Annotated in this window: 11 protein-coding genes; 5 read left to right on the top strand and 6 right to left on the bottom strand. The window is 69.2% G+C overall.

Translation table 11 applies throughout. The features are described from left to right. Nucleotides 1-114 precede the first annotated feature (114 nt). From NFC98_RS07235 to NFC98_RS07225, 3 genes are read right to left on the bottom strand one after another with little or no spacing between them, the layout of a single operon-like run. Nucleotides 115-4,029 carry an AAA family ATPase gene (locus NFC98_RS07235; protein ID WP_254277415.1) on the bottom strand — a complete coding sequence of 1,305 codons (3,915 nt, stop codon included), beginning with the start codon at nucleotides 4,027-4,029 and terminating at the stop codon, nucleotides 115-117. A gap of 33 nt (nucleotides 4,030-4,062) precedes the next feature. Beyond that, on the bottom strand, nucleotides 4,063-4,701 hold the full coding sequence (locus tag NFC98_RS07230) for a tRNA-(ms[2]io[6]A)-hydroxylase (protein WP_254277414.1): 639 nt from the start codon (nucleotides 4,699-4,701) through the stop codon (nucleotides 4,063-4,065). Nucleotides 4,702-4,719: 18 nt separating this feature from the next. After that, nucleotides 4,720-5,202: a DUF1289 domain-containing protein gene (locus tag NFC98_RS07225; RefSeq protein WP_254277413.1), complete on the bottom strand. Its 483-nt coding sequence runs from the start codon at nucleotides 5,200-5,202 to the stop codon at nucleotides 4,720-4,722. 324 nt (nucleotides 5,203-5,526) lie between these two features. On the opposite strand from NFC98_RS07225, the gene acnB reads away from it, so the two are divergent. Together acnB and NFC98_RS07215 are read left to right on the top strand one after the other, a co-directional pair. Next, nucleotides 5,527-8,130 (top strand): bifunctional aconitate hydratase 2/2-methylisocitrate dehydratase, encoded by a 2,604-nt coding sequence (acnB, locus tag NFC98_RS07220; protein ID WP_254277412.1) that lies wholly within the window; start codon nucleotides 5,527-5,529, stop codon nucleotides 8,128-8,130. Between the two features lie 476 nt (nucleotides 8,131-8,606). After that, a complete protein-coding gene (locus NFC98_RS07215; protein WP_254277411.1) occupies nucleotides 8,607-9,035 on the top strand; it encodes a transposase in 429 nt (142 codons plus the stop codon). An 857-nt stretch (nucleotides 9,036-9,892) separates the two neighbouring features. Here the strand turns inward: NFC98_RS07215 and NFC98_RS07210 are convergent. Further along, nucleotides 9,893-10,885 (bottom strand): sensor domain-containing diguanylate cyclase, encoded by a 993-nt coding sequence (locus tag NFC98_RS07210; RefSeq protein ID WP_254277410.1) that lies wholly within the window; start codon nucleotides 10,883-10,885, stop codon nucleotides 9,893-9,895. Between the two features lie 47 nt (nucleotides 10,886-10,932). After that, on the bottom strand, nucleotides 10,933-11,748 hold the full coding sequence (locus tag NFC98_RS07205; protein WP_254277409.1) for an alpha/beta fold hydrolase: 816 nt from the start codon (nucleotides 11,746-11,748) through the stop codon (nucleotides 10,933-10,935). 238 nt (nucleotides 11,749-11,986) lie between these two features. Here NFC98_RS07205 and NFC98_RS07200 point away from each other — a divergent pair, with 238 nt between their 5' ends. The 3 genes from NFC98_RS07200 to NFC98_RS07190 all read left to right on the top strand — a co-directional run bounded on the left by NFC98_RS07200 (nucleotide 11,987) and on the right by NFC98_RS07190 (nucleotide 16,282). Beyond that, nucleotides 11,987-13,675, top strand: a complete 1,689-nt coding sequence (locus tag NFC98_RS07200; protein ID WP_254277408.1) for a bifunctional diguanylate cyclase/phosphodiesterase — start codon at nucleotides 11,987-11,989, stop codon at nucleotides 13,673-13,675. A gap of 138 nt (nucleotides 13,676-13,813) precedes the next feature. Next, nucleotides 13,814-14,302: a ribonuclease E activity regulator RraA gene (rraA, locus tag NFC98_RS07195; protein WP_254277407.1), complete on the top strand. Its 489-nt coding sequence runs from the start codon at nucleotides 13,814-13,816 to the stop codon at nucleotides 14,300-14,302. 96 nt (nucleotides 14,303-14,398) lie between these two features. Further along, complete coding sequence (locus NFC98_RS07190; RefSeq protein ID WP_254277406.1) at nucleotides 14,399-16,282, top strand: glycerophosphodiester phosphodiesterase family protein; 1,884 nt, start codon at nucleotides 14,399-14,401, stop codon at nucleotides 16,280-16,282. A 346-nt stretch (nucleotides 16,283-16,628) separates the two neighbouring features. Here the strand turns inward: NFC98_RS07190 and NFC98_RS07185 are convergent, their stop codons facing one another. Continuing rightward, nucleotides 16,629-18,398, bottom strand: a complete 1,770-nt coding sequence (locus tag NFC98_RS07185; protein WP_254277804.1) for a gamma-glutamyltransferase family protein — start codon at nucleotides 18,396-18,398, stop codon at nucleotides 16,629-16,631. Nucleotides 18,399-18,554: the final 156 nt, after the last annotated feature.

The raw sequence follows: 18,554 nt of genomic DNA, 5'->3' as shown, positions 1-18,554 counted from the left end.
TCAGTCACCTGCTCCATCATCGCCGAGATGTCGGACCACCGATAAATCGGGCTCCCACCAGTAGAACCAGGCCGTCGAAGAAGCATGCTCGCTCGCTGCGAAACGGCCACCTCCTCAGGAGGTGGCGTCGGCGGGGTATGGCAGGCTGCGGTCGAGCAGGGTGCGCCAGCGGGTGAGGACGGGGGCGTCGGAGTGGTTGACCTCGGCGAGCAGGCGGCGGAAGTCGCGGCGGGCGCTCTCGTCGGCAGGGTCGATGACGGTAAGCCAGACCTCAAGAGAGGCAAGGTGCTGGTGGAGGTTGCCGTCCTCGCGGGCTTGGTCGATGGCCTGCTGGCAGAGCGCGGCGACCGCCTCGCGGGGGTGGCCGAGCCGGTGGCGGACCACGGCCAGGTGGAGCGCCAGCTCCGGCAGGAACAGGGTGGTCTTCTCCCGGGCGAGCATCAGGGTCTGGTCCAGGTAGTCTTCGGCACGGCGGAACTCGCCGAGGGCGATACAGGCGTCCACATACCACAGCGAGGGACGGCTGTAGCGGTCGCGGCCGGTGAGCTCGGCGAGCTCCTCCTGGGCGGTCTCGACCTGGGTCAGGCCGTCGCGGTCGCCGGCCAGGGCGCGCTGCCAGCCGAGCACGCCGCGGGCGGCCATCTGCCAGAGGTGCAGGTCCGGGGTGCCAGTGAGCTCGAAGGCGCGCTCGGCGCGGGCGGCGGCCAGGTGCACGTGGCCCAGCTGGCGGTAGAGCGCCGAGGCGTACATCAGCGCCATGGCCAGGCTGCCGGGGTGGTTGATGCGCTCGGCCAGGCGGATGGCGGACTCCACCTGGGTCTCGGCGCGGCGGTAGTCGCCGCGCAGGCAGAGCGCCCAGCCCTGGAAGCAGGCCGCCGAGACCTGGGGGTGGTCGGAGAACGGCAGCCACTCGATCATCATCGGCGATTCGAGGGGGTTGATCTCGTCCAGGTGGTCGTAGGCGCGCTGGATGCGGCCGGCCCAGTACTCGCAGCTGGCCCGGGCGTACTGGGCCAGGCGGGCGTAGCGCGGGTCGTCGAGCTTCTCGGCGAGCCCCGCCAGGCGCGAGGCGAGGTGGAAGGCGTCGGCATGGGCGTGGCGCTGGCTGCAGCCCACCCAGAGCCCCCACTTGACCAGGAAGGCCTGCTCCAGATCGGCGGTGTCGGTCTCCTCCTCGCTGCCCAGGCGCGCCAGCAGCTCGCGGGCGCGCACGAAGCTCTCGTGGGCGGTGGGCGAGCCGTGGCCCTCCAGGGCGAAGGCGGCCTGACCGCGCACCGTCAGCAGGCTGATCTCCCGCTCGCCCTGCCCTTCCACGTGGCGCAGGCTGGCCAGACCCAGGTCGGCCATCTTCAGCGCGGTGCGGTTGGCGCTGACCTTGAGCGCCTCCCGGGCGGCCAGCTCGAAGTAGCGGGCGCCGCGGGCATAGTGGCCGCTGCGCCGCAGGTGGGTGGCGAAGTCACCGGGGTGGCGGCTGATCCAGATCGGGAAGCGCTCCTCGATCAGCGCCACTACCTGGCGGTGGATCGCCGTGCGCACGTCCCGCGGGCAGGAGAGGTAGGCGGCCTCCTGCAGCAGCTGGTGGGTGAACTGGTACTCGCGGCCGTCCTCGTCGCCCTCCACCGGCTCGATGATCTCCAGGCGGCGCATCTGCTCCAGCGCCTGGCTGAGGCGCGGCTTCTCCCAGCCGCTGCACTCGTGCAGGAAGTCGAAGCGGAAGCGCCGGCCCAGCACCGCCGCCACGTGGGCCACTTCGCGGTCGCTGTCGAGCTGGTCGATGCGGCTGGCCAGCAGGCCCAGCAGGCCGTGGGGCAGCTCGTCGAGCTGCACGCTGCGCCCCTCGCGGCGGTCCATGTCGACCCGCCGGCAGATCTCCTGCAGGTAGAGCGGCACGCCGTCGCAGCGCTCGATGATCTGGCCGCGCAGGCGCGGGCTCAGGTGGATGCGGTAGCGGCGGGCGAGCTGGGAAAGCAGCCGCGACGACTGCATGGCGTCCAGCCGGCCCAGGGTGATCTGCTGGTCCCAGTGCAGCCGCGCCGGCAGCGCCTCGCGGCCGTGGTGGCTGGCCACCAGCATGAAGGCGCAGTTGATCGGCAGCCGCGCCTGGAGGCCGGCCAGCACCTTGAAGCTGGGCTCGTCGAGCCACTGCAGGTCGTCGATCATCACCACCAGGGGACGGTCGGCGGCGATATGGATGACCAGGCGGTGCAGCAGCCCCACCACCAGCTCCACCGCCTCGTTGCTCTGGGTCAGCACCGCCACCTCGCGGGGCTCGCGGGCGCCCAGCGCCTCCTCGAGCAGCCGGGTGCGCTCCTCGTCCAGCGCCGGGGCCTCCAGTGCCGCGAGCAGCTCCGCCAGGGCCTCGGGATCGATCCGTCCGCCCAGGCGCCAGCGCAGCAGCTGGCGGGCCACGCCATAGGGCTCCTGCACCGAGAGCCGAGTGGTGGGCTGCCAGCAGATCGCCGCGTCGCGGCTCTGCTCGAGCTGGCGGAAGCCGACCATCAGCGCCGACTTGCCCATGCCGGAGGGGCCGCGCACCAGCACGCTCTGGCGCAGGCCGATGCCGGCCCGGGCCAGGGCGTCGCGCAGGGTGCGCAGCTGGCTCTCGCGACCCACCAGGCTCGGCGGCAGCGCCTCGCGACCGCCCTCGTTGGCGCCCAGCACCAGGGCACGCAGGCGCACCCGGCCGTCGCTGGCCACCAGCCGCGAGCTCAGCCGCGGCTGCAGGTCCAGGGCCGGCGGCATGTGCTGGCTGGCTTCCTGGGAGATGACGAGCTCGCTGCCCTCGGCGGCGGCCATCAGCTCCAGCGACCCCTGGGTCACCTGGCCGAGGGGGTCCACCAGGTGGCGCTCGGGCAGGTAGACCACCCGACCGCTGTTGAGCCCGGCGGCCAGCTCGACCCGGGGCGGCTCGCCCTCCCCCGTCCAGTGGCGCGCGCTCTCCTCGGGGAGCATGCGCCGGCAGTGCTCAAAGAGGGCCACCAGCTCGGCCAGCTGGTGAGCCGGGCCATGGGTGCCGAAGCAGGCCAGGCCCAGGCCGCCGGTGGCGCCGGGCAGCCAGAAGCCGCCCAGGTGGTGGCACTGCTCCTCCAGCCAGCGCAGCAGCTCGAACTGCAGCATCAGGCAGGCGCGGCTGCCGGTGCGCGACGAGAGGTCGCCCTTGAGGCGCAGGCGGATGGCCATCACCGACAGCTGGCGCTGCTCGATCTCCTCCTCGCGCAGGGGCGAGCTGTCCGGGGCCAGGGTGCGGGAGAAGCCCACCACCCCGGCGCCGGCGGCATCGGCCTGGGAGTCGGACCAGTAGCGGGCCAGCTGCAGGAAGGCCGGCTCGGGCTGCTGGCCGGAGAGCGCCAGCAGCTGCAGGTAGGCGTTGTACTGCTCGTGAGCGGCGGCCAGCTGGCCCTGCTCGGCGAGCTGGCGGACCAGCCGCTCGTGGAAGGGGCCGTAGCCGGAGAAGCGGTTGACCAGCGACTGCAGCAGGCGGTCGGGGACGCTGTCGTGCTGCTCGAGGACCGATTCGGCGAAGCGGATCACCCGCTGGCGCCAGTCGTTGCGGGTCTGTACCAGCCAGCGCTGGAACTCGGCGCAGTTGGCGAGCTGCAGCTCCTCGGCCAGGTCGCCCCGATAGGCCTCGAGCAGGCGCGCCAGGGTCGGCAGGTCGCGCTCGCCGTCGAGCAGGCGCTGTACCTCGTGGATGTCGAAGGTCCAGCCCTCGGGCAGACGGAAGGCGATGGTCTGGCGAGAGACCACCAGCACCCGCTCGGCATGCTCGCCCAGTGACTGGCGCAGGCAGTGCAGCGCGTGGCGCAGGTTGGTGCGCCCCGAGGAGAGGCCCTGGTCGGGCCACAGCAGTTCGGCCAGGCTGGCGCGGTTCACCGGCTGGTTGTGCAGCAGCAGGTAGACCAGCAGCGCCTTCACCTTGTCGTAGCTGAACTGGGTCAGCATGTCCTCGCCGAGGGTGAGCGAGAAATGGCCGAAGAGGGACAGCTGATCCTGCTCCGGGGTAACGGCAACGTCGGAAGCTTCCCGCATCTTGTAGTCCTGCGTGGTAAGTGGGGGCCGGTCTTACGCCGGTACGCCACTGTGAAAACGAAACGCCTGGTCAGGCGATTGCACCAGCTCCGCTTCGCGATCGGCGAAGAAGGCGATCCGGGACTCGATGGGGGCCGGGGCCAGATGGCGGGCCAGCATCAGGTAGTCCTCATAATGGCGCCCCTCCGACTTAACCAGAGTGCGATAGAACTTGGCAAGTTCGGGGTCCAGGTGAGGGATCAGCCGGGCGAAGCGCTCGCAGCTGCGCGCCTCGATGAAGGCACCGATGATCAGGATGTCCACCAGCCGCGCGGGCTCCTCGGGGCGCACGTGACGCCGCAGCCCCTCGGCATAGCGCGAGGCCGAGATGTGCCGGTAGGCGATGCCCCGCGCCTCCATCAGCTTGACCACCTGCTCGAAGTGCAGCAGCTCTTCCCTGGCCAGCTGGCTCATCTTGGTGAGCAGCAGCGGATGGTCCACGTAGCGGTAGAGCAGGCTCATCGCCGTGGAGGCGGCCTTCTTCTCGCACTGGGCGTGGTCGATCAGCAGCAGCTCGGGGTTCTCGAGCGCCCAGTCGATCCAGGCGTCGGGGGTGCGGCACGCCAGGAAGTCGAGCAGTTCGGGCGACAGCAGCTGATCGGCGGGCGGGACATCGGTCACGGGGTCGGACATGGCAGGCGGGTCTCGGGCTCAGGGTTCGGAGAGGGCGTTGTCGCCGAGGGCGTTGTCGCCGAGGCCATTGTCACAGAGGGCATGGCGGCGGCGCTCGGCGGCGGCGGTGAGCTCGGCGGCGATACGCTCGTGGAGCTCGACCACCGACAGGCCGGAGGCGGCCTCGCGGGGCGCCAGGCCATAGCGGGCCAGCTCCCGGATGCGCTCGCGGCCCACCCGCAGCAGCTCCACCGCCCGGGAGAGCCCGGGCTGCTCGGGGCGGCAGCGGATGCGGTGGCGGGCCAGCTGCTCGGCCAGCGCGGCGTCATCCACCAGGCGCAGGTAGCGGCCGGCGACGGCCTCGCGCAGGGCGTCGAGCTCGGCCATGCGCGCGGCGCGCGCGTCAGGCGCCAGGCCGAACCAGTCGCGGATCTCCGCGTCGGCCCGCTGGCAGCCGCGGCAGGTGGCGTCGCCCAGGGTGGTGGAACAGAGCCCCACGCAGGGCGAGGCGATGGCACCCATGGCATCCCTCTCGTTGGATGGCTGAAGGTTTCTCATGCTCTAAGACTATTCCCATGGTACCGCGTCACCCGCCCCGGGGGGGAGCCTCTCCTGTAACTCGACCCACCTGTAGTTCAACAGACAGGGCGCCGACCAAAGTGCAAGGCGTCAACCACCGGGGCTCGCTTAACATTGTCGACAGTTTACCGTAGACTTCCGGCACCGAAGACAGGACGTCTTTCACCCCTGTTCTTGTGCCATGGCCCCCGTGTCAGGGCGTCCGCCGTAAGACGCCTCCCGCCACGCCACCGGGCCCTGGCGACCACCACCAATGAGGGCCACACCGTGCTTGAAGCCTATCGCCAACATGTCGAGGAGCGCGCCGCCGAAGGCGTGCCGCCGAAGCCGCTGAACGCCGAACAGGTCGCCGCACTGGTCGAGCTGCTGAAGGCTCCGCCGGCCGGCGAGGAAGAATTCGTCCTCGACCTGATCACCAACCGCGTTCCCCCGGGTGTTGACGAGGCCGCCTACGTCAAGGCCGGCTTCCTGACCGCCATCGCCAAGGGCGAGGCCGAGTCGCCGCTGATCGACAAGATCCACGCGGTCAAGCTGCTGGGCACCATGCAGGGCGGCTACAACATCGTCTCCATGGTCGAGCTGCTGGACGACGCCGAGCTGGCCAAGGAAGTGGGCGAGCAGCTCAAGCACACCCTGCTGATGTTCGACGCCTTCCACGACGTGGAAGAGCGTGCCAAGGCGGGCAACGCCGTGGCCAAGGAGGTCATCCAGTCCTGGGCCGACGCCGAGTGGTTCCTCTCCAAGCCCGCCCTGGAAGAGAAGATCACCCTCACCGTCTTCAAGGTGCCGGGCGAGACCAACACCGACGACCTCTCCCCCGCCCCCGATGCCTGGTCGCGCCCCGACATCCCGGTGCACGCCAACGCCATGCTCAAGAACGAGCGTGACGGCATCAACCCCGAAGTGCCCGGCACCACCGGCCCGCTGAAGCAGATCGAGGAGGTGAAGGCCAAGGGCTTCCCGGTCGCCTATGTGGGCGACGTGGTCGGCACCGGCTCCTCGCGCAAGTCCGCCACCAACTCGGTGCTGTGGTTCTTCGGCGACGACATCCCCTACGTGCCCAACAAGCGCGCCGGCGGCTTCTGCTTCGGCGGCAAGATCGCCCCGATCTTCTTCAACACCATGGAAGATTCCGGCGCCCTGCCCGTGGAGATGGATGTCTCCAAGATGGAGATGGGCGACGTCATCGATGTCTACCCCTACGAGGGCAAGGTGTGCAAGCACGGCACCGACGAGGTGCTGACCACCTTCGAGCTCAAGACCCAGGTGATCCTGGATGAAGTCCGCGCCGGCGGCCGCATCCCGCTGATCATCGGCCGCGGCCTGACCACCAAGGCGCGCGAGTCGCTGGGCCTGGCCCCGTCCGACGTCTTCCGCCTGCCCGAGCAGCCCGTCGATACCGGCAAGGGCTACACCCTGGCCCAGAAGATGGTCGGCAAGGCCTGCGGCATGGAGGGCGTGCGCCCGGGCATGTACTGCGAGCCGAAGATGACCACCGTGGGCTCCCAGGACACCACCGGCCCGATGACCCGCGACGAGCTCAAGGACCTCGCCTGCCTCGGCTTCCAGGCCGACCTGGTGATGCAGTCCTTCTGCCACACCGCCGCCTACCCGAAGCCGGTCGACGTGGACACCCACCACACCCTGCCCGACTTCATCATGAACCGCGGCGGCGTCTCGCTGCGTCCGGGCGACGGCATCATCCACAGCTGGCTGAACCGCATGCTGCTGCCCGACACCGTGGGCACCGGCGGCGACTCCCACACCCGCTTCCCGCTGGGCATCTCCTTCCCGGCCGGCTCCGGCCTCGTGGCCTTCGCCGCCGCCACCGGCGTGATGCCGCTGGACATGCCGGAGTCCGTGCTGGTGCGCTTCAAGGGCAAGCGTCAGCCCGGTGTCACCCTGCGTGACCTGGTCCACGCCATCCCCTACTACGCCATCAAGGAAGGCCTGCTGACCGTCGAGAAGTCCGGCAAGAAGAACGCCTTCTCCGGTCGCGTGCTGGAGATCGAGGGCCTCGAGGACCTCACCGTCGAGCAGGCCTTCGAGCTCTCCGACGCCTCCGCCGAGCGCAGTGCCGCGGGTTGCACCATCACCCTCTCCGAGGAGAGCGTGAGCGAGTACCTGAAGTCCAACATCACCCTGCTCAAGTGGATGATCGCCAACGGCTACGGCGACCGCCGTACCATCGAGCGCCGCATCCAGGGCATGGAGGAGTGGCTGGCCAACCCGAGCCTGATGCGCGCCGACAAGGACGCCGAGTACGCCGAGGTCATCGAGATCGACCTCGAGGCGCTCAAGGAGCCGGTACTCTGCGCCCCGAACGATCCGGACGACGCCCGCCTGCTCTCCGACGTGGCCGGTGAGAAGATCGACGAGGTGTTCATCGGTTCATGCATGACCAACATCGGCCACTTCCGCGCCGCGGGCAAGCTGCTCGAGAAGCAGCCGGCCGGCAGCCTGAAGACCCGCCTGTGGCTGGCCCCGCCGACCAAGATGGACCAGCACCAGCTGACCGAGGAAGGCTACTACGGTATCTACGGCCGCGCCGGTGCGCGCATGGAGATGCCGGGCTGCTCGCTGTGCATGGGCAACCAGGCCCGCGTGGCCGCCAAGTCCACCGTGGTCTCCACCTCCACCCGTAACTTCCCGAACCGCCTCGGCGACGGTGCCAACGTGTACCTCGCCTCCGCGGAACTCGCGGCCGTGGCCGCCGTGGAAGGTCGCCTGCCCACCGTCGACGAATACCGCCGCTACATGGGCGAGTTCGACGCCATGGCCGGCGAGATCTATCGTTACATGAACTTCCACGAGATCGAGGAGTATCAGAACGCCGCTTCCAACGTGATTCCCGTCGCCCAGGAAGCCTGATACCCTCAGCTTCGACTCCGATGCTCGCAACATCGAATGGCCGCCCTCGCGGCGGCCTGAGCCGATGACAGAAGCGCCCCCAGCCGGGGGCGCTTTTTTCATGCTGGAAATCATTAGGGACCAAGGAGCTCGCCATCGCGCTGCAAGCAGCGCTCCTATGAAGGGCGATTGCCGTTTCAGCCGCGCGTCCCGCACCACCCACCCCGCGTAGGAGCCTTGCTCGCAAGGCGATGGCAAACCCCACCAGCATCGGTTGTGCCACCTTATCGCGCTGCAAGCAGCGCTCCTACGGAGGGCGATGGCCGTTTCAGCCGCGCGTCCCGCACCACCCACCCCGCGTAGGAGCCTTGCTCGCAAGGCGATGGCAAACCCCACCAGCATCGGCTGTGCCACCTTATCGCGCTGCAAGCAGCGCACCTTCAGCCGGTAGACACCTGCTACTATACTGTACGTATATCCATCCAATGAGGTTCCGCATGCCTCATGCTCGCCACCTCAGGAAGGGACGTTGCTCGCTGCCAGGCCACTGTTACCTGGTCACGATCGTGACATCGGATCGACGGACACTATTCCAAGACCATGCCAATGCCAGAGCGGCCGCACGGACCTTCTACGCACCAGCCATCATGCTGCACGGGAACACGCTGAGCTATGTGGTGATGCCTGATCACATCCACTGGCTCGTGCAATTGAAAGGAGACCTTTCCGTCATGGTCAGATTCTACAAGGCCAAGGTCACCAAGGAGATTGGCGAAAGCATCTGGCAGCGAGGTTTTCACGACCATGCCATTCGTGCCGAGGAAGACCTCCGGCAGGCTGCACGGTATATCGTCGCCAACCCATTGAGGGCTGGCCTGGTGAAGGACATTCTGCAGTACCCATACTGGAATGCGGTCTGGCTTTGAATAGTCCCATCACGCATCGATAGCGGCGCCACCCGCCTGCCACGGGATCTCCATCGCGCTGCAAGCAGCGCTTCTACGAAGGGCAATCACCGTTTCGCCCGCGCGTCCCCCACAAGCCCCCCGCGTAGGAGCCTTGCTCGCAAGGCGAGGGCTACTATCACCAGCGCCGGCTGTGCCACCTTATCGCGCTGCAAGCAGCGCTCCTACGAAGAGCGATGGCGGTTTCACCCGCGCGTCCCGCACCCCCCACCCTGTGTAGGAGCCTTGCTTGCAAGGCGATGGCTACCCCCGCCAGCGCCGGCTGTGCCACCTTATCGCGCTGCAAGCAGCGCTCCTACGAAGAGCGATGGCGGTTTCACCCGCGCGTCCCGCACCCCCCACCCTGCGTAGGAGTCTTGCTTGCAAGGCGATGGCTACCCCCGCCAGCGCCGGCTGTGCCGCCGTTTCAGCCGCGCGTCCCGCACCACCAACCCCGCGTAGGAGCCTTGCTCGCAAGGCGAGGGCTACTATCACCAGCGCCGGCTGTGCCACCTTATCGCGCTGCAAGCAGCGCTCCTAATGAAGGGCGATTGCCGTTTCAGCCGCGCGTCCCGCACCACCAACCCCGCGTAGGAGCCTTGCTCGCAAGGCGAGGGCTACTCCCACCAGCGCCGGCTGTGCCACCTTATCGCGCTGCAAGCAGCGCTCCTACGAAGAGCGATGGCGGCTTCACCCGCGCGTCCCGCACCCCCCACCCTGTGTAGGAGCCTTGCTTGCAAGGCGAGGGCTACTCCCACCAGCGCCGGCTGTGCCACCTTATCGCGCTGCAAGCAGCGCTCCTACGGAGGGCGAGCGCAGTGCCACCGGCATTAACCGTTTCACCCCACCACGATGCGGTTGCGGCCGCCCTGCTTGGCGGCGTAGAGCGCGCGGTCGGCGCGTTCGAGTAGGCCGGCGGCGGTGTCGCCGGGGCGGTGGCCGGCCAGGCCGATGCTCAGCGTGACGGGGATGCCCTGCCAGGGGTGCTGCTGGACACCGGTGCGCAGGCGCTCCAGGGGGCAGCGGGCGTCCTCGGGGGAGGTGCTGGGCATCAGCAGCACGAACTCCTCGCCGCCGACGCGGGCCGCGAGGTCATCGCCGCGCAGGGTGTCGTGCAGCAGCCGAGCCAGGGTCTCCAGCACGCGGTCGCCGTCGGCGTGGCCGAAGCGGTCGTTGATGGCTTTGAAGTGGTCCACGTCCAGCAGGGCCAGGGTGAAGCCGCCCCCCAGGGCGTCGGTATCCACCTGCGCCAGCAGCCCGCCGAGCACCCGGTCGAAGCGGCGCCGGTTGGGCAGACCGGTGAGCGCGTCGGTCATCGCCTCGTGGTCGAGCCGGCGGTTGAGCGCCTCGAGCTCCTGGCGGCGCGCCTCCAGGGTCGCCTGCAGGGACTCGAGCTCGGCGATGATGGCGCCCTTCTCGGCCAGCAGCCGGTCGGTGGCCTCGCGGTCCTCCAGCAGCTCCCGCTCCAGGCGGTGCTTGCGGTCGATGGGCATCAGGCCGAGCAGCGAGAGCCGGGCGCCCTTGTAGTCGATCCGCCGCGCGCTGCACAGCACCGGCAGCATCTGCCCACTGGGCAGCGACAGCTCGAGATGCACCTCCTCGACCCGGCCCCGCTCCGCCAGGCGATAGCCGACCAGGCCGAGGTAGAGCAGGCGCGCCGCCGGAGTGAAGAGGTCGCTGGCCGGGGTGTCGATAAGCGCACCGGCGGGCACCCCGAACCACTCCCCCACGCAGCGGTTGACCGCCAGGATGACCCCCTGCTCGTCGACCACCACCTGGCCGTCGGGGGCTCGGTTCCACCACTGGGCGAGATCCTGGGGACGGATCGGCATCGGCGCGGCTCCTTGCAGGGAGGAAAGGGCTCCGGATGGCCAGGCGGTCAGCTGGCCGAGGGGATCGTCAGGTGCGTGCGCAGCGCCCGGGCCAGGCGCTCGGGGTCGGTCAGCTGCGGGTAGTGCCCGGCGCACTCCAGCACCTCGAGCTCGCTCTCCGGCAGGTGCTGCTGGAGGTACTGGGCAGCGCTGAGCGGCACGATGACATCGAAGGCGGTCTGCACCACCGTGCTGGGCACCGTGACCCGCTCAAGCAGGTGGCGGGTATCGCCGAGGAAGATGCTGCGCGCCAGGGGGCGGAGCACCTCGGGCGCCACCGCCAGGAAGCGCTGCTGCAGGTCGTGCTGGCGCGATGGGGTCAGGGCATCGCCCAGGGCCACTCGGGAGAGGGTCCCCGCCCAGTCCAGGTAGTTCTGCTCCATCAGTGCCAGCAGGCCGTCGAGCTGCTCGGGGGTGTAGCCGCCCAGGTAGTCGGGCGGGTCGTCCAGGTAGCGCGCCGAACTGCAGATGAGGCAGAGCTTGCGGAAGGCCTGAGGGCGGGCGATGGAGGCCATCAGCCCGATGGTGCCGCCGATGGAGTGGCCGACCATCAGCGCCCCCTCGAGCCCCAGGGCATCGCAGAGTGCCACCACGTCCTCGGCGTGGCCGGCGGGCGTGCCGTGGCGGCCGGGATCATGGGCCGCGGGATCGGCGGCGCCGAAGCCCGCCAGGTCGAAGAGGATCAGCCGGTAGTCCCGCTCCAGGAACGGCACCAGGCGACTCCAAACGGTCTGGTCGCAGCCGAAGCCGTGGATCATCAGCAGCGGCGTGCGGCCCCGACCGTGCTCGGTGACATTGAGGCACTGGACAATATCGCGGTGCATCGAACGGGCCCCTGTGCTGGCTCGAAATGTTTCCTGGAACGTGACGATCCCGGGCAGCCCCTGCCTTGATGGTGATCGTGCGCTACATGAGATAGCACGCCATCCTCTCCGGAGTTGTCAATCTTTTACAATGGTCCAGTGGGGTCCAGGATGCGGGTGTGAAACAATTCGGCATCCACCCCGAAACGGATCCTGCTGTCGCGGCATGACCCCTGCCGTCTACCGTGACCTCCCGACCATGACGCTCCAGATTGCCCAGACACCCCACCACGGTCCCTCCACCCAGGCGCTCTTCGACCGCCTCCCTGTCGGCACCTATGCCGTCGAGGTACAGCCGCAAGGAGGGCTTCGCTTCCGCTACGTCAGCGATCGCTTCCTGCAGATGTGCGACCTCAAGCGCGACGACCTGATGGCCGACTCGGGGCGGATCATGGCCGTGATCCATCCGGATGACCGTGACGCCATGATCCAGGCCAACCTCGCCGCATTGGAGACGCAGCAGCCCTTTCACTGGGAGGGTCGACTCCGGGTGCAGGCATGCGATACCTGGGTGGCGATTTCTTCCAACCCGCGTCGCCTGGAGGACGGCCGGACGCTCTGGGAAGGCGTCATGGTCGACATCAGCGCCTACAAGCGGCTCGAGACCGAGCTACGGGCCTCCCAGGCTAACCTGCAGCGTCTGCTGGAACACCTGCCGATCGCCACCTCCGTGATCGAGCTTGGCAGCGAGGGGCGGGTACTGTTCAGCAACGCCAAGTTCCACCGCACCTTCGGCTATGCGCAGGAGGAGGTGCCCACCGTCGAAGCCTGGTTCGCCCTGGCCTACCCGGATCCGGACCACCGCGCCGCCGTGCGGGCACTGTGGTATGCCGCCCAGAAGCAAGCGATGGCAGGGTCCGGCCAGGTCGAGCCGGTGGAGTTCAAGATCGCCTGCAAGGATCGCAGCGTTCGTGATGTGGTCGTCAGCGCCACGATCGACGAAGGCGTCATGATCGTCTCCTTTCAGGACATTACCCAGCAGAAGCGCACTCAGGCCGAGCTGCGCCTGAGCGAGCACAAGTTCCGCACCCTGGTCGAGGATGCTTACGCCGTCATCTATACCCTCAACCTTGACGGCGAGTTTCAGTATCTCTCACCCAACCTGTTCACCCTGCTGGGCTATGCCCCCGAGGAGCTGGCCGGCCTGCATTTCGCCAATATCGTGCACCCCGACGACATGGCGCACTGCGAAGCGTTCATGCGGCAGGTCTATGCATCCAACACGCGGCTGAGCAATCTCGAGTATCGCGTCCGCCATCGCAACGGTGAATGGCGCTGGCACGTGACCAACGCCGCCCCCCTCTATGACGTCGACGGCCTGCTGATCGGCATGATCGGCAACGCCCATGACGTCAGCGAGCGCAAGGCCAATGAAACCCGCATGACGCACCAGGCGACCTATGACGAGCTGACCGGCCTGCTCAACCGTGCGGCCTTCTTCGAACGCCTCGAGCGGTTGCTGGAGGGGGCCGAGGCCGGGAACACGCCCTCCCTCGGGCTGATGTTCATCGATCTGGACCATTTCAAGCAGATCAATGATACCCATGGCCATGCGGCGGGTGACCGGGTGCTGCAGGTCCTCGCCGCGCGACTCCAGGCGGCACTCCGCAGCGCCGACCTCTGCGGGCGCCTGGGCGGCGATGAGTTCATCAGCCTGCTCTGCGGCGTGAGTGACGCCGGCACGGCGACCCGGATCGGGGTTCAGGTCCTGCAGCAGCTCGTGGAGCCGATTACCCTCGGGGACCTGACGCTGATTCCCTCGTGCAGTATCGGCATTGCGCTTTCGTCGTGTCATGGCAGCGAAATTACCGAGCTGGTTCGGCATGCCGACGACGCCATGTATCGCGTCAAGCAGAGCGGACGCAATGGCGTCTGCCTGGCCGACTGAGCCAGGCAGACGCGGCCCGAATAGATGGCGGACGTGCCTTAAGTAATTTTCTTGCCTGACCTCCCACCAAAGCCGTCCTGTGGCACTGCCGGGGCTATGGCATCATCGGGGCATCGACACCGAGCAAGGAGCCCCGCCGTGAGCCCTATCATCACCCCCGACATCTGCGACGCCCATCCCGAGGTGCGCGTACTGGACCCGCTGTTCGTCAACTTCGGCGGCCGCGAGGCCTTCTGCGGGCCGATCCGCACCGTGAAGTGCTTCGAGGACAACTCCCTGGTCAAGCAGGCCGTGGCAGAACCCGGCGAGGGAGCGGTGCTGGTGGTGGACGCCGGCGGCTCCCAGCGCTGCGCCATGCTGGGCGACATGCTCGCCGAGCAGGCCGCCGACAACGGCTGGAGCGGCGTGGTGATGTACGGCTGCGTGCGCGACGTGGACGTACTGGCTGAGACGGAGCTGGGCGTACAGGCGCTGGGCGCCCATCCGCGCAAGAGCGATAAGCGCGGCGAGGGACAGCGCGACATCCCGGTGACCTTCGCCGGGGTGACGCTCTCCCCGGGCGAGTGGCTCTATGCCGACAACAACGGCATCCTGGTCGCCGAGGCGCGCCTGCCGCTGGAGGGCTGACGCCGTGCCGCCGGCCGGCAGGGTCCGCCGGCGGCCCTTGCCGTGGCGCCTCGGGTGGTGTCACCCTGACGCCATGTCCACCACGCCGATCCCGCCATGCTGGCCCTCTCGCAGCTGAGTCGCGACGTGCTGCGCAGCCTGCGCGAGCACCTGCGGCCGCTGATCGCCTACCACCTCTTCTTCACCCTGCTGGCCTCGAGCCTGCTGCTGCCGGCCGTGGCCTGGAGCCTGACGCGGCTGCTCGGCCAGTTCGGCCGCCCGGTGATCACCAACGCCGAGCTGATCGACATCCTGATGAGCACCGGCGGCGCGCTCTGGCTGCTGGCGGCCATCGGCCTGACCTTCCTGGTGCTCTACCTGCAGCAGGCCGGCATGATCCTGGTGGCCGTTCGGCCCCGCGACAACCATGTCCACCTGGCCTTCGAGGCGCTCTGGTCCACCCTGCGCCGCCTGCCGGCGCTGGCCGGGCTGGTGGTGGTGCAGGTCGGCGCCCACCTGCTGCTGGTGATCCCCGTGGCCTACGCCCTGGCCTGGCTCTACGGGGCCTTCCTGGGCGGGCTGGACCCCTACTACGTGCAGCGGGTCCGGCCGCCGGCCCTTTGGCAGTTCCTGGCCATCGCCGGCCCGCTGGTGGTGGTCTGGGCGTCGATCGCCGCCACCCTCTACTTCCGCTGGATCCTGGCGCTGCCGCTGGTGGCGCTGGAGGCCCTGTCACCCCGCGCGGCGCTCGCGCGCAGCCACCGCCTGACCCACGGCCGCAAGGGCCCCATCGCCGTGGCGGTGATCGCCCTGCTGCTGGTGATCGTCGCCCTGCCCTTCCTCGCCACCCTGCTCTTCGACCGACTCTTCACCCCCATGCTGTGGTGGCTGCCGGAGCGCAACGCGGTGCTGGTCCCCGCCACCCTGGCCTACCTCACCGCCTACGTGCTGCTGACGCTGGCCATCACCTTCGCCGGCATCGCCGCCAATGCGCTGCTCTCGGCCTGCCTCTACCTGCGCCTGGCCCACCGTGAGCCGCGACCCGCCGCGCCGCCGGCGGACGCCCACCCGGGACGGCTGGCCTGGGCGGTGGAGCTGGGGGTGGTGGGCTTCGCACTGGCCCAGGCGTGGCTGATCGTCAACAGCTTCGAGCTGCGCGACGAGGTGACGATCATCGCCCACCGGGGCAGCTCCATGGTCGCCCCGGAGAACACCCTGCCGGCGGTCCAGCGCGCCATGGAGGACGGCGCCCACTACGTGGAGCTGGACGTGCGGCTGACCGCCGACGACCAGGTGGTGCTCTTCCACGACCGCAGCCTGACCCGGCTGACCGGCGACCCGCGCCGCCTGGGCGAGCTGACCCGCGACGAACTGGCCGGCTTCGACGTGGGCAGCTGGTTCGGCGACGCCTTCGTCGGCGAGCGGATCGCCGGGCTGGACGAGGCGCTGGTGGCGGTGCGCGGCCGCAGCGCGCTGATGATCGACATGAAGCCGGACCCGGGCCGCGAGGTGGCGCTGGTGGAGGCGGTGATCGCCACTCTGGAGGAGGAGGCCCGCCTGCGCCGGGCCTGCCGGGAGGCGGCCGACGACGTGGCCGCCGCCGAAGCCTGCGGCGAGCCGGACGTGATCGGCGAGACCCGCCTGGCGACCATGTCGCCGACCCTGGCCCGGGAGGCCAAGGCCCGCGAGCCGGCACTGCGCGTGACCCTGCTGGCCCAGCTGGTGCTGCCCGGCACCCTGGACCGTCGCGGCTTCGATGCCCTGGGCCTGCGTCACAACCGCATCAGCGACAACGAGACCCGCCTGGCCCGCCACTACGGCTACGAGGTGCATGCCTGGACCATCAACGACCGGGCACGCATGTCGCAGCTCATCGACCTGGGGGTGGACGCCATCATCACCGACCGGCCCGACCTGCTGGCCGAGCTGATCGAGGACCGCCGCGAGCTGAGCGACGGCGGCCTGCTGCTGGTGAAGCTGAGGAACTGGCTGAGGAGCTGAAGGTGAGAGCTAACCACCAAGGCTTTCTGATACTGGTGGGAGCACGATTTATCGGTGGTCCGACATATCGGCGATGTGATGTTGCTGATATGTCATATGCCACCAAAATATGCGATGACTGGTGGGAGCCCGATTTATCGGGCGATTAGCGGAGTTACCAATGTCTGTAATAGCACTCGGCATGGCCAACCCCGCCAGGCGGCTGCGCCGCCAATCGCCCGGGGGACCCGGGCTCCCACCAGTGGAGCCAGTGACAGTGGCCAAGCCAGGCACCGGTGGCACCATCCATCGCCCGGGGAACCCGGGCTCCCACCAGAACCAACAGTTGCCCGGGCAGCCCGCAGCGCTACTCCCCCATCACCACCCCTTCACGGCGCGGGTCGGCGCCGCCGAAGAAGCCCTCCTCGGTGACTTGCAGCGCCTGCAGGCCGCTCACCAGCTCGCGCTCGCTGACCTCGTGGCCGCGGGCGGCCAGGGCCTCCAGGGTCGCGGCGGGGAAGCGCCCCTCCTCCAGGAACACCGGCCCGCCCAGGGTGATGGCGTGGGGCAGGTCCAGGGCCGCCTGGGCGTCCAGGCCCCAGTCGAGCATGGCCACCAGCGCCTTGGCGGTGTAGTGGATGATCGCCGCACCGCCCGGCGAGCCGAGGCTCGCCACCAGGTCGCCGCTGTCGCGGTCGAACACCAGGGTCGGGCTCATGCTGGAGCGCGGCCGCTTGCCGGCTTCCACCCGGTTGGCGATGGGGTTCCCCGCCTCGTCCTCCGGGGTGAAGGAGAAGTCGGTGAGCTCGTTGTTGAGCAGGTAGCCACCCGGCAGGCCAGTGCCGCCATCGGCGAGGATCCGCGAGCCGAAGGCCGACTCGATGGTGGTGGTCATGGCGATGGCGTTGCCCTCCTCGTCGATGATGCTGATGTGGCTGGTGCCGTACTCGGGCTGGTCGGGGTGCTGCCCCCAGGCGGTGGCGAGTGCGCCGGGGTTGCCCGCCTGGGCGCCGCCGCTGCCGAGGCTCTCCTCGCCGACCAGGTCGGCGCGCAGGGCCAGGTAGTCGGGATCGAGCATCACCGACCAGTCGCCGCCCGGAGCCTCGACGAAGTCGGGGTCGGCGATGTAGCGGCCGCGGTCGGCGAAGGCCAGCCGCGCGGCCTCGAGGAACCCATGCAGCCAGGCCTCGCTCGGGAGCCCGTCGACCACCGGCTCCTCCACATCCGGCAGCGCATGGAGGATGCCGAGGATCTGCATCACGGTGAGGTGCCCCGACGAGGGCGGCGGGAAACCGCAGATCCGCCAGAACTTCCAGTCGGTGCAGATCGGGTCGCGCTGCCTGGCCGCATAGCCGGCCAGGTCCTCCACGCTGAGCGCCCCGGGCCGCTCGTCATGTTCCTGTACGCGGAAGGCCAGGTCCTTGGCGATATCACCGGTGTGCAGCGCCGAGCTGCCGTGCTCGGCGATCTGGCGCAGGATCGCCCCGAGCGCCGGGTTCTTGAGCTGGTGGCCTGCCGCCAGGGGCTGGCCCTCCTGGTCGTAGTAGAAGCTCCCGCCCAGTGGGTCGTCGCGAAGCCGCTCCTCGCCGGCCAGGCTGGCATGCAGCCGCGGGCTGACGGCGAAGCCCTGCTCGGCCAGGGTGATCGCCGGGCCGAACAGCTCGGCCCAGGGCAGCCGGCCATGCTTGCCGTGGGCCATCTCCAGCATACGTACCGTGCCGGGGACGCCCACCGAGAGGCCGCTGGCCGCGGCGTCCATGAAGGCCAGCGGTTCGCCCTCCTCGTCCAGGAAGAGCTCGCCGTCCACCGCGGACGGGGCCGTCTCGCGGCCATCGAAGGCGGTGACCTCCTCGCCGTCGTAGTGCATCAGGAAGGCGCCGCCGCCGATGCCGCTGGACTGGGGCTCCACCAGGGTCAGCACCATCTGCACGGCGATCGCGGCATCGATCGCGCTGCCTCCCGCCTGAAGCACCTGGTAGCCGGCGTCGGTGGCCAGGGGGTTGGCGGCGGCCACGGCGAAGCGCTCGGTGGCCCAGCCGGGCTTCTCCTCGCTGCCGGAGCTGACCTCCGGGGCGATGGCCGGGATGTCGTACTGGAAGGCGACCTCGGCCTGGGCCGCGAAGGGCAGGCCGAGCATCAGCGCGGCGGTGAGCGGAACCAGCAGGCGGCGGCGGAAGGGAACGGCGGGCGAAACGGTCATGGGACAGGCTCCTTGTCACTGTGAATCGACGCTGTGAATCGTCGCTGTGAATCGCGTGGGGTAGTCTGTCAGCATAGACGAAAGGCGCCCGGC

It is taken from the genome of Halomonas sp. 3H, from assembly GCF_024206005.1.
GTDB lineage: Bacteria > Pseudomonadota > Gammaproteobacteria > Pseudomonadales > Halomonadaceae > Halomonas > Halomonas campaniensis.
Note: the sequence above shows the minus strand (reverse complement) of the source record. Positions and strands in the feature narration are given on the sequence as shown.

Excerpts from the sequence above, each read along its gene's own strand:
- NFC98_RS07235 (WP_254277415.1), bottom strand. The coding sequence starts at position 4,029 with ATGCGGGAAGCTTCCGACGTTGCCGTTACCCCGGAGCAGGATCAGCTG.
- NFC98_RS07230 (WP_254277414.1), bottom strand. The coding sequence starts at position 4,701 with ATGTCCGACCCCGTGACCGATGTCCCGCCCGCCGATCAGCTGCTGTCG.
- NFC98_RS07225 (WP_254277413.1), bottom strand. The coding sequence starts at position 5,202 with ATGGGTGCCATCGCCTCGCCCTGCGTGGGGCTCTGTTCCACCACCCTG.
- NFC98_RS07215 (WP_254277411.1), top strand. The coding sequence starts at position 8,607 with ATGCCTCATGCTCGCCACCTCAGGAAGGGACGTTGCTCGCTGCCAGGC.
- NFC98_RS07210 (WP_254277410.1), bottom strand. The coding sequence starts at position 10,885 with ATGCCGATCCGTCCCCAGGATCTCGCCCAGTGGTGGAACCGAGCCCCC.
- NFC98_RS07205 (WP_254277409.1), bottom strand. The coding sequence starts at position 11,748 with ATGCACCGCGATATTGTCCAGTGCCTCAATGTCACCGAGCACGGTCGG.
- NFC98_RS07200 (WP_254277408.1), top strand. The coding sequence starts at position 11,987 with ATGACGCTCCAGATTGCCCAGACACCCCACCACGGTCCCTCCACCCAG.
- NFC98_RS07190 (WP_254277406.1), top strand. The coding sequence starts at position 14,399 with ATGCTGGCCCTCTCGCAGCTGAGTCGCGACGTGCTGCGCAGCCTGCGC.
- NFC98_RS07185 (WP_254277804.1), bottom strand. The coding sequence starts at position 18,398 with ATGCTCGGCCTGCCCTTCGCGGCCCAGGCCGAGGTCGCCTTCCAGTAC.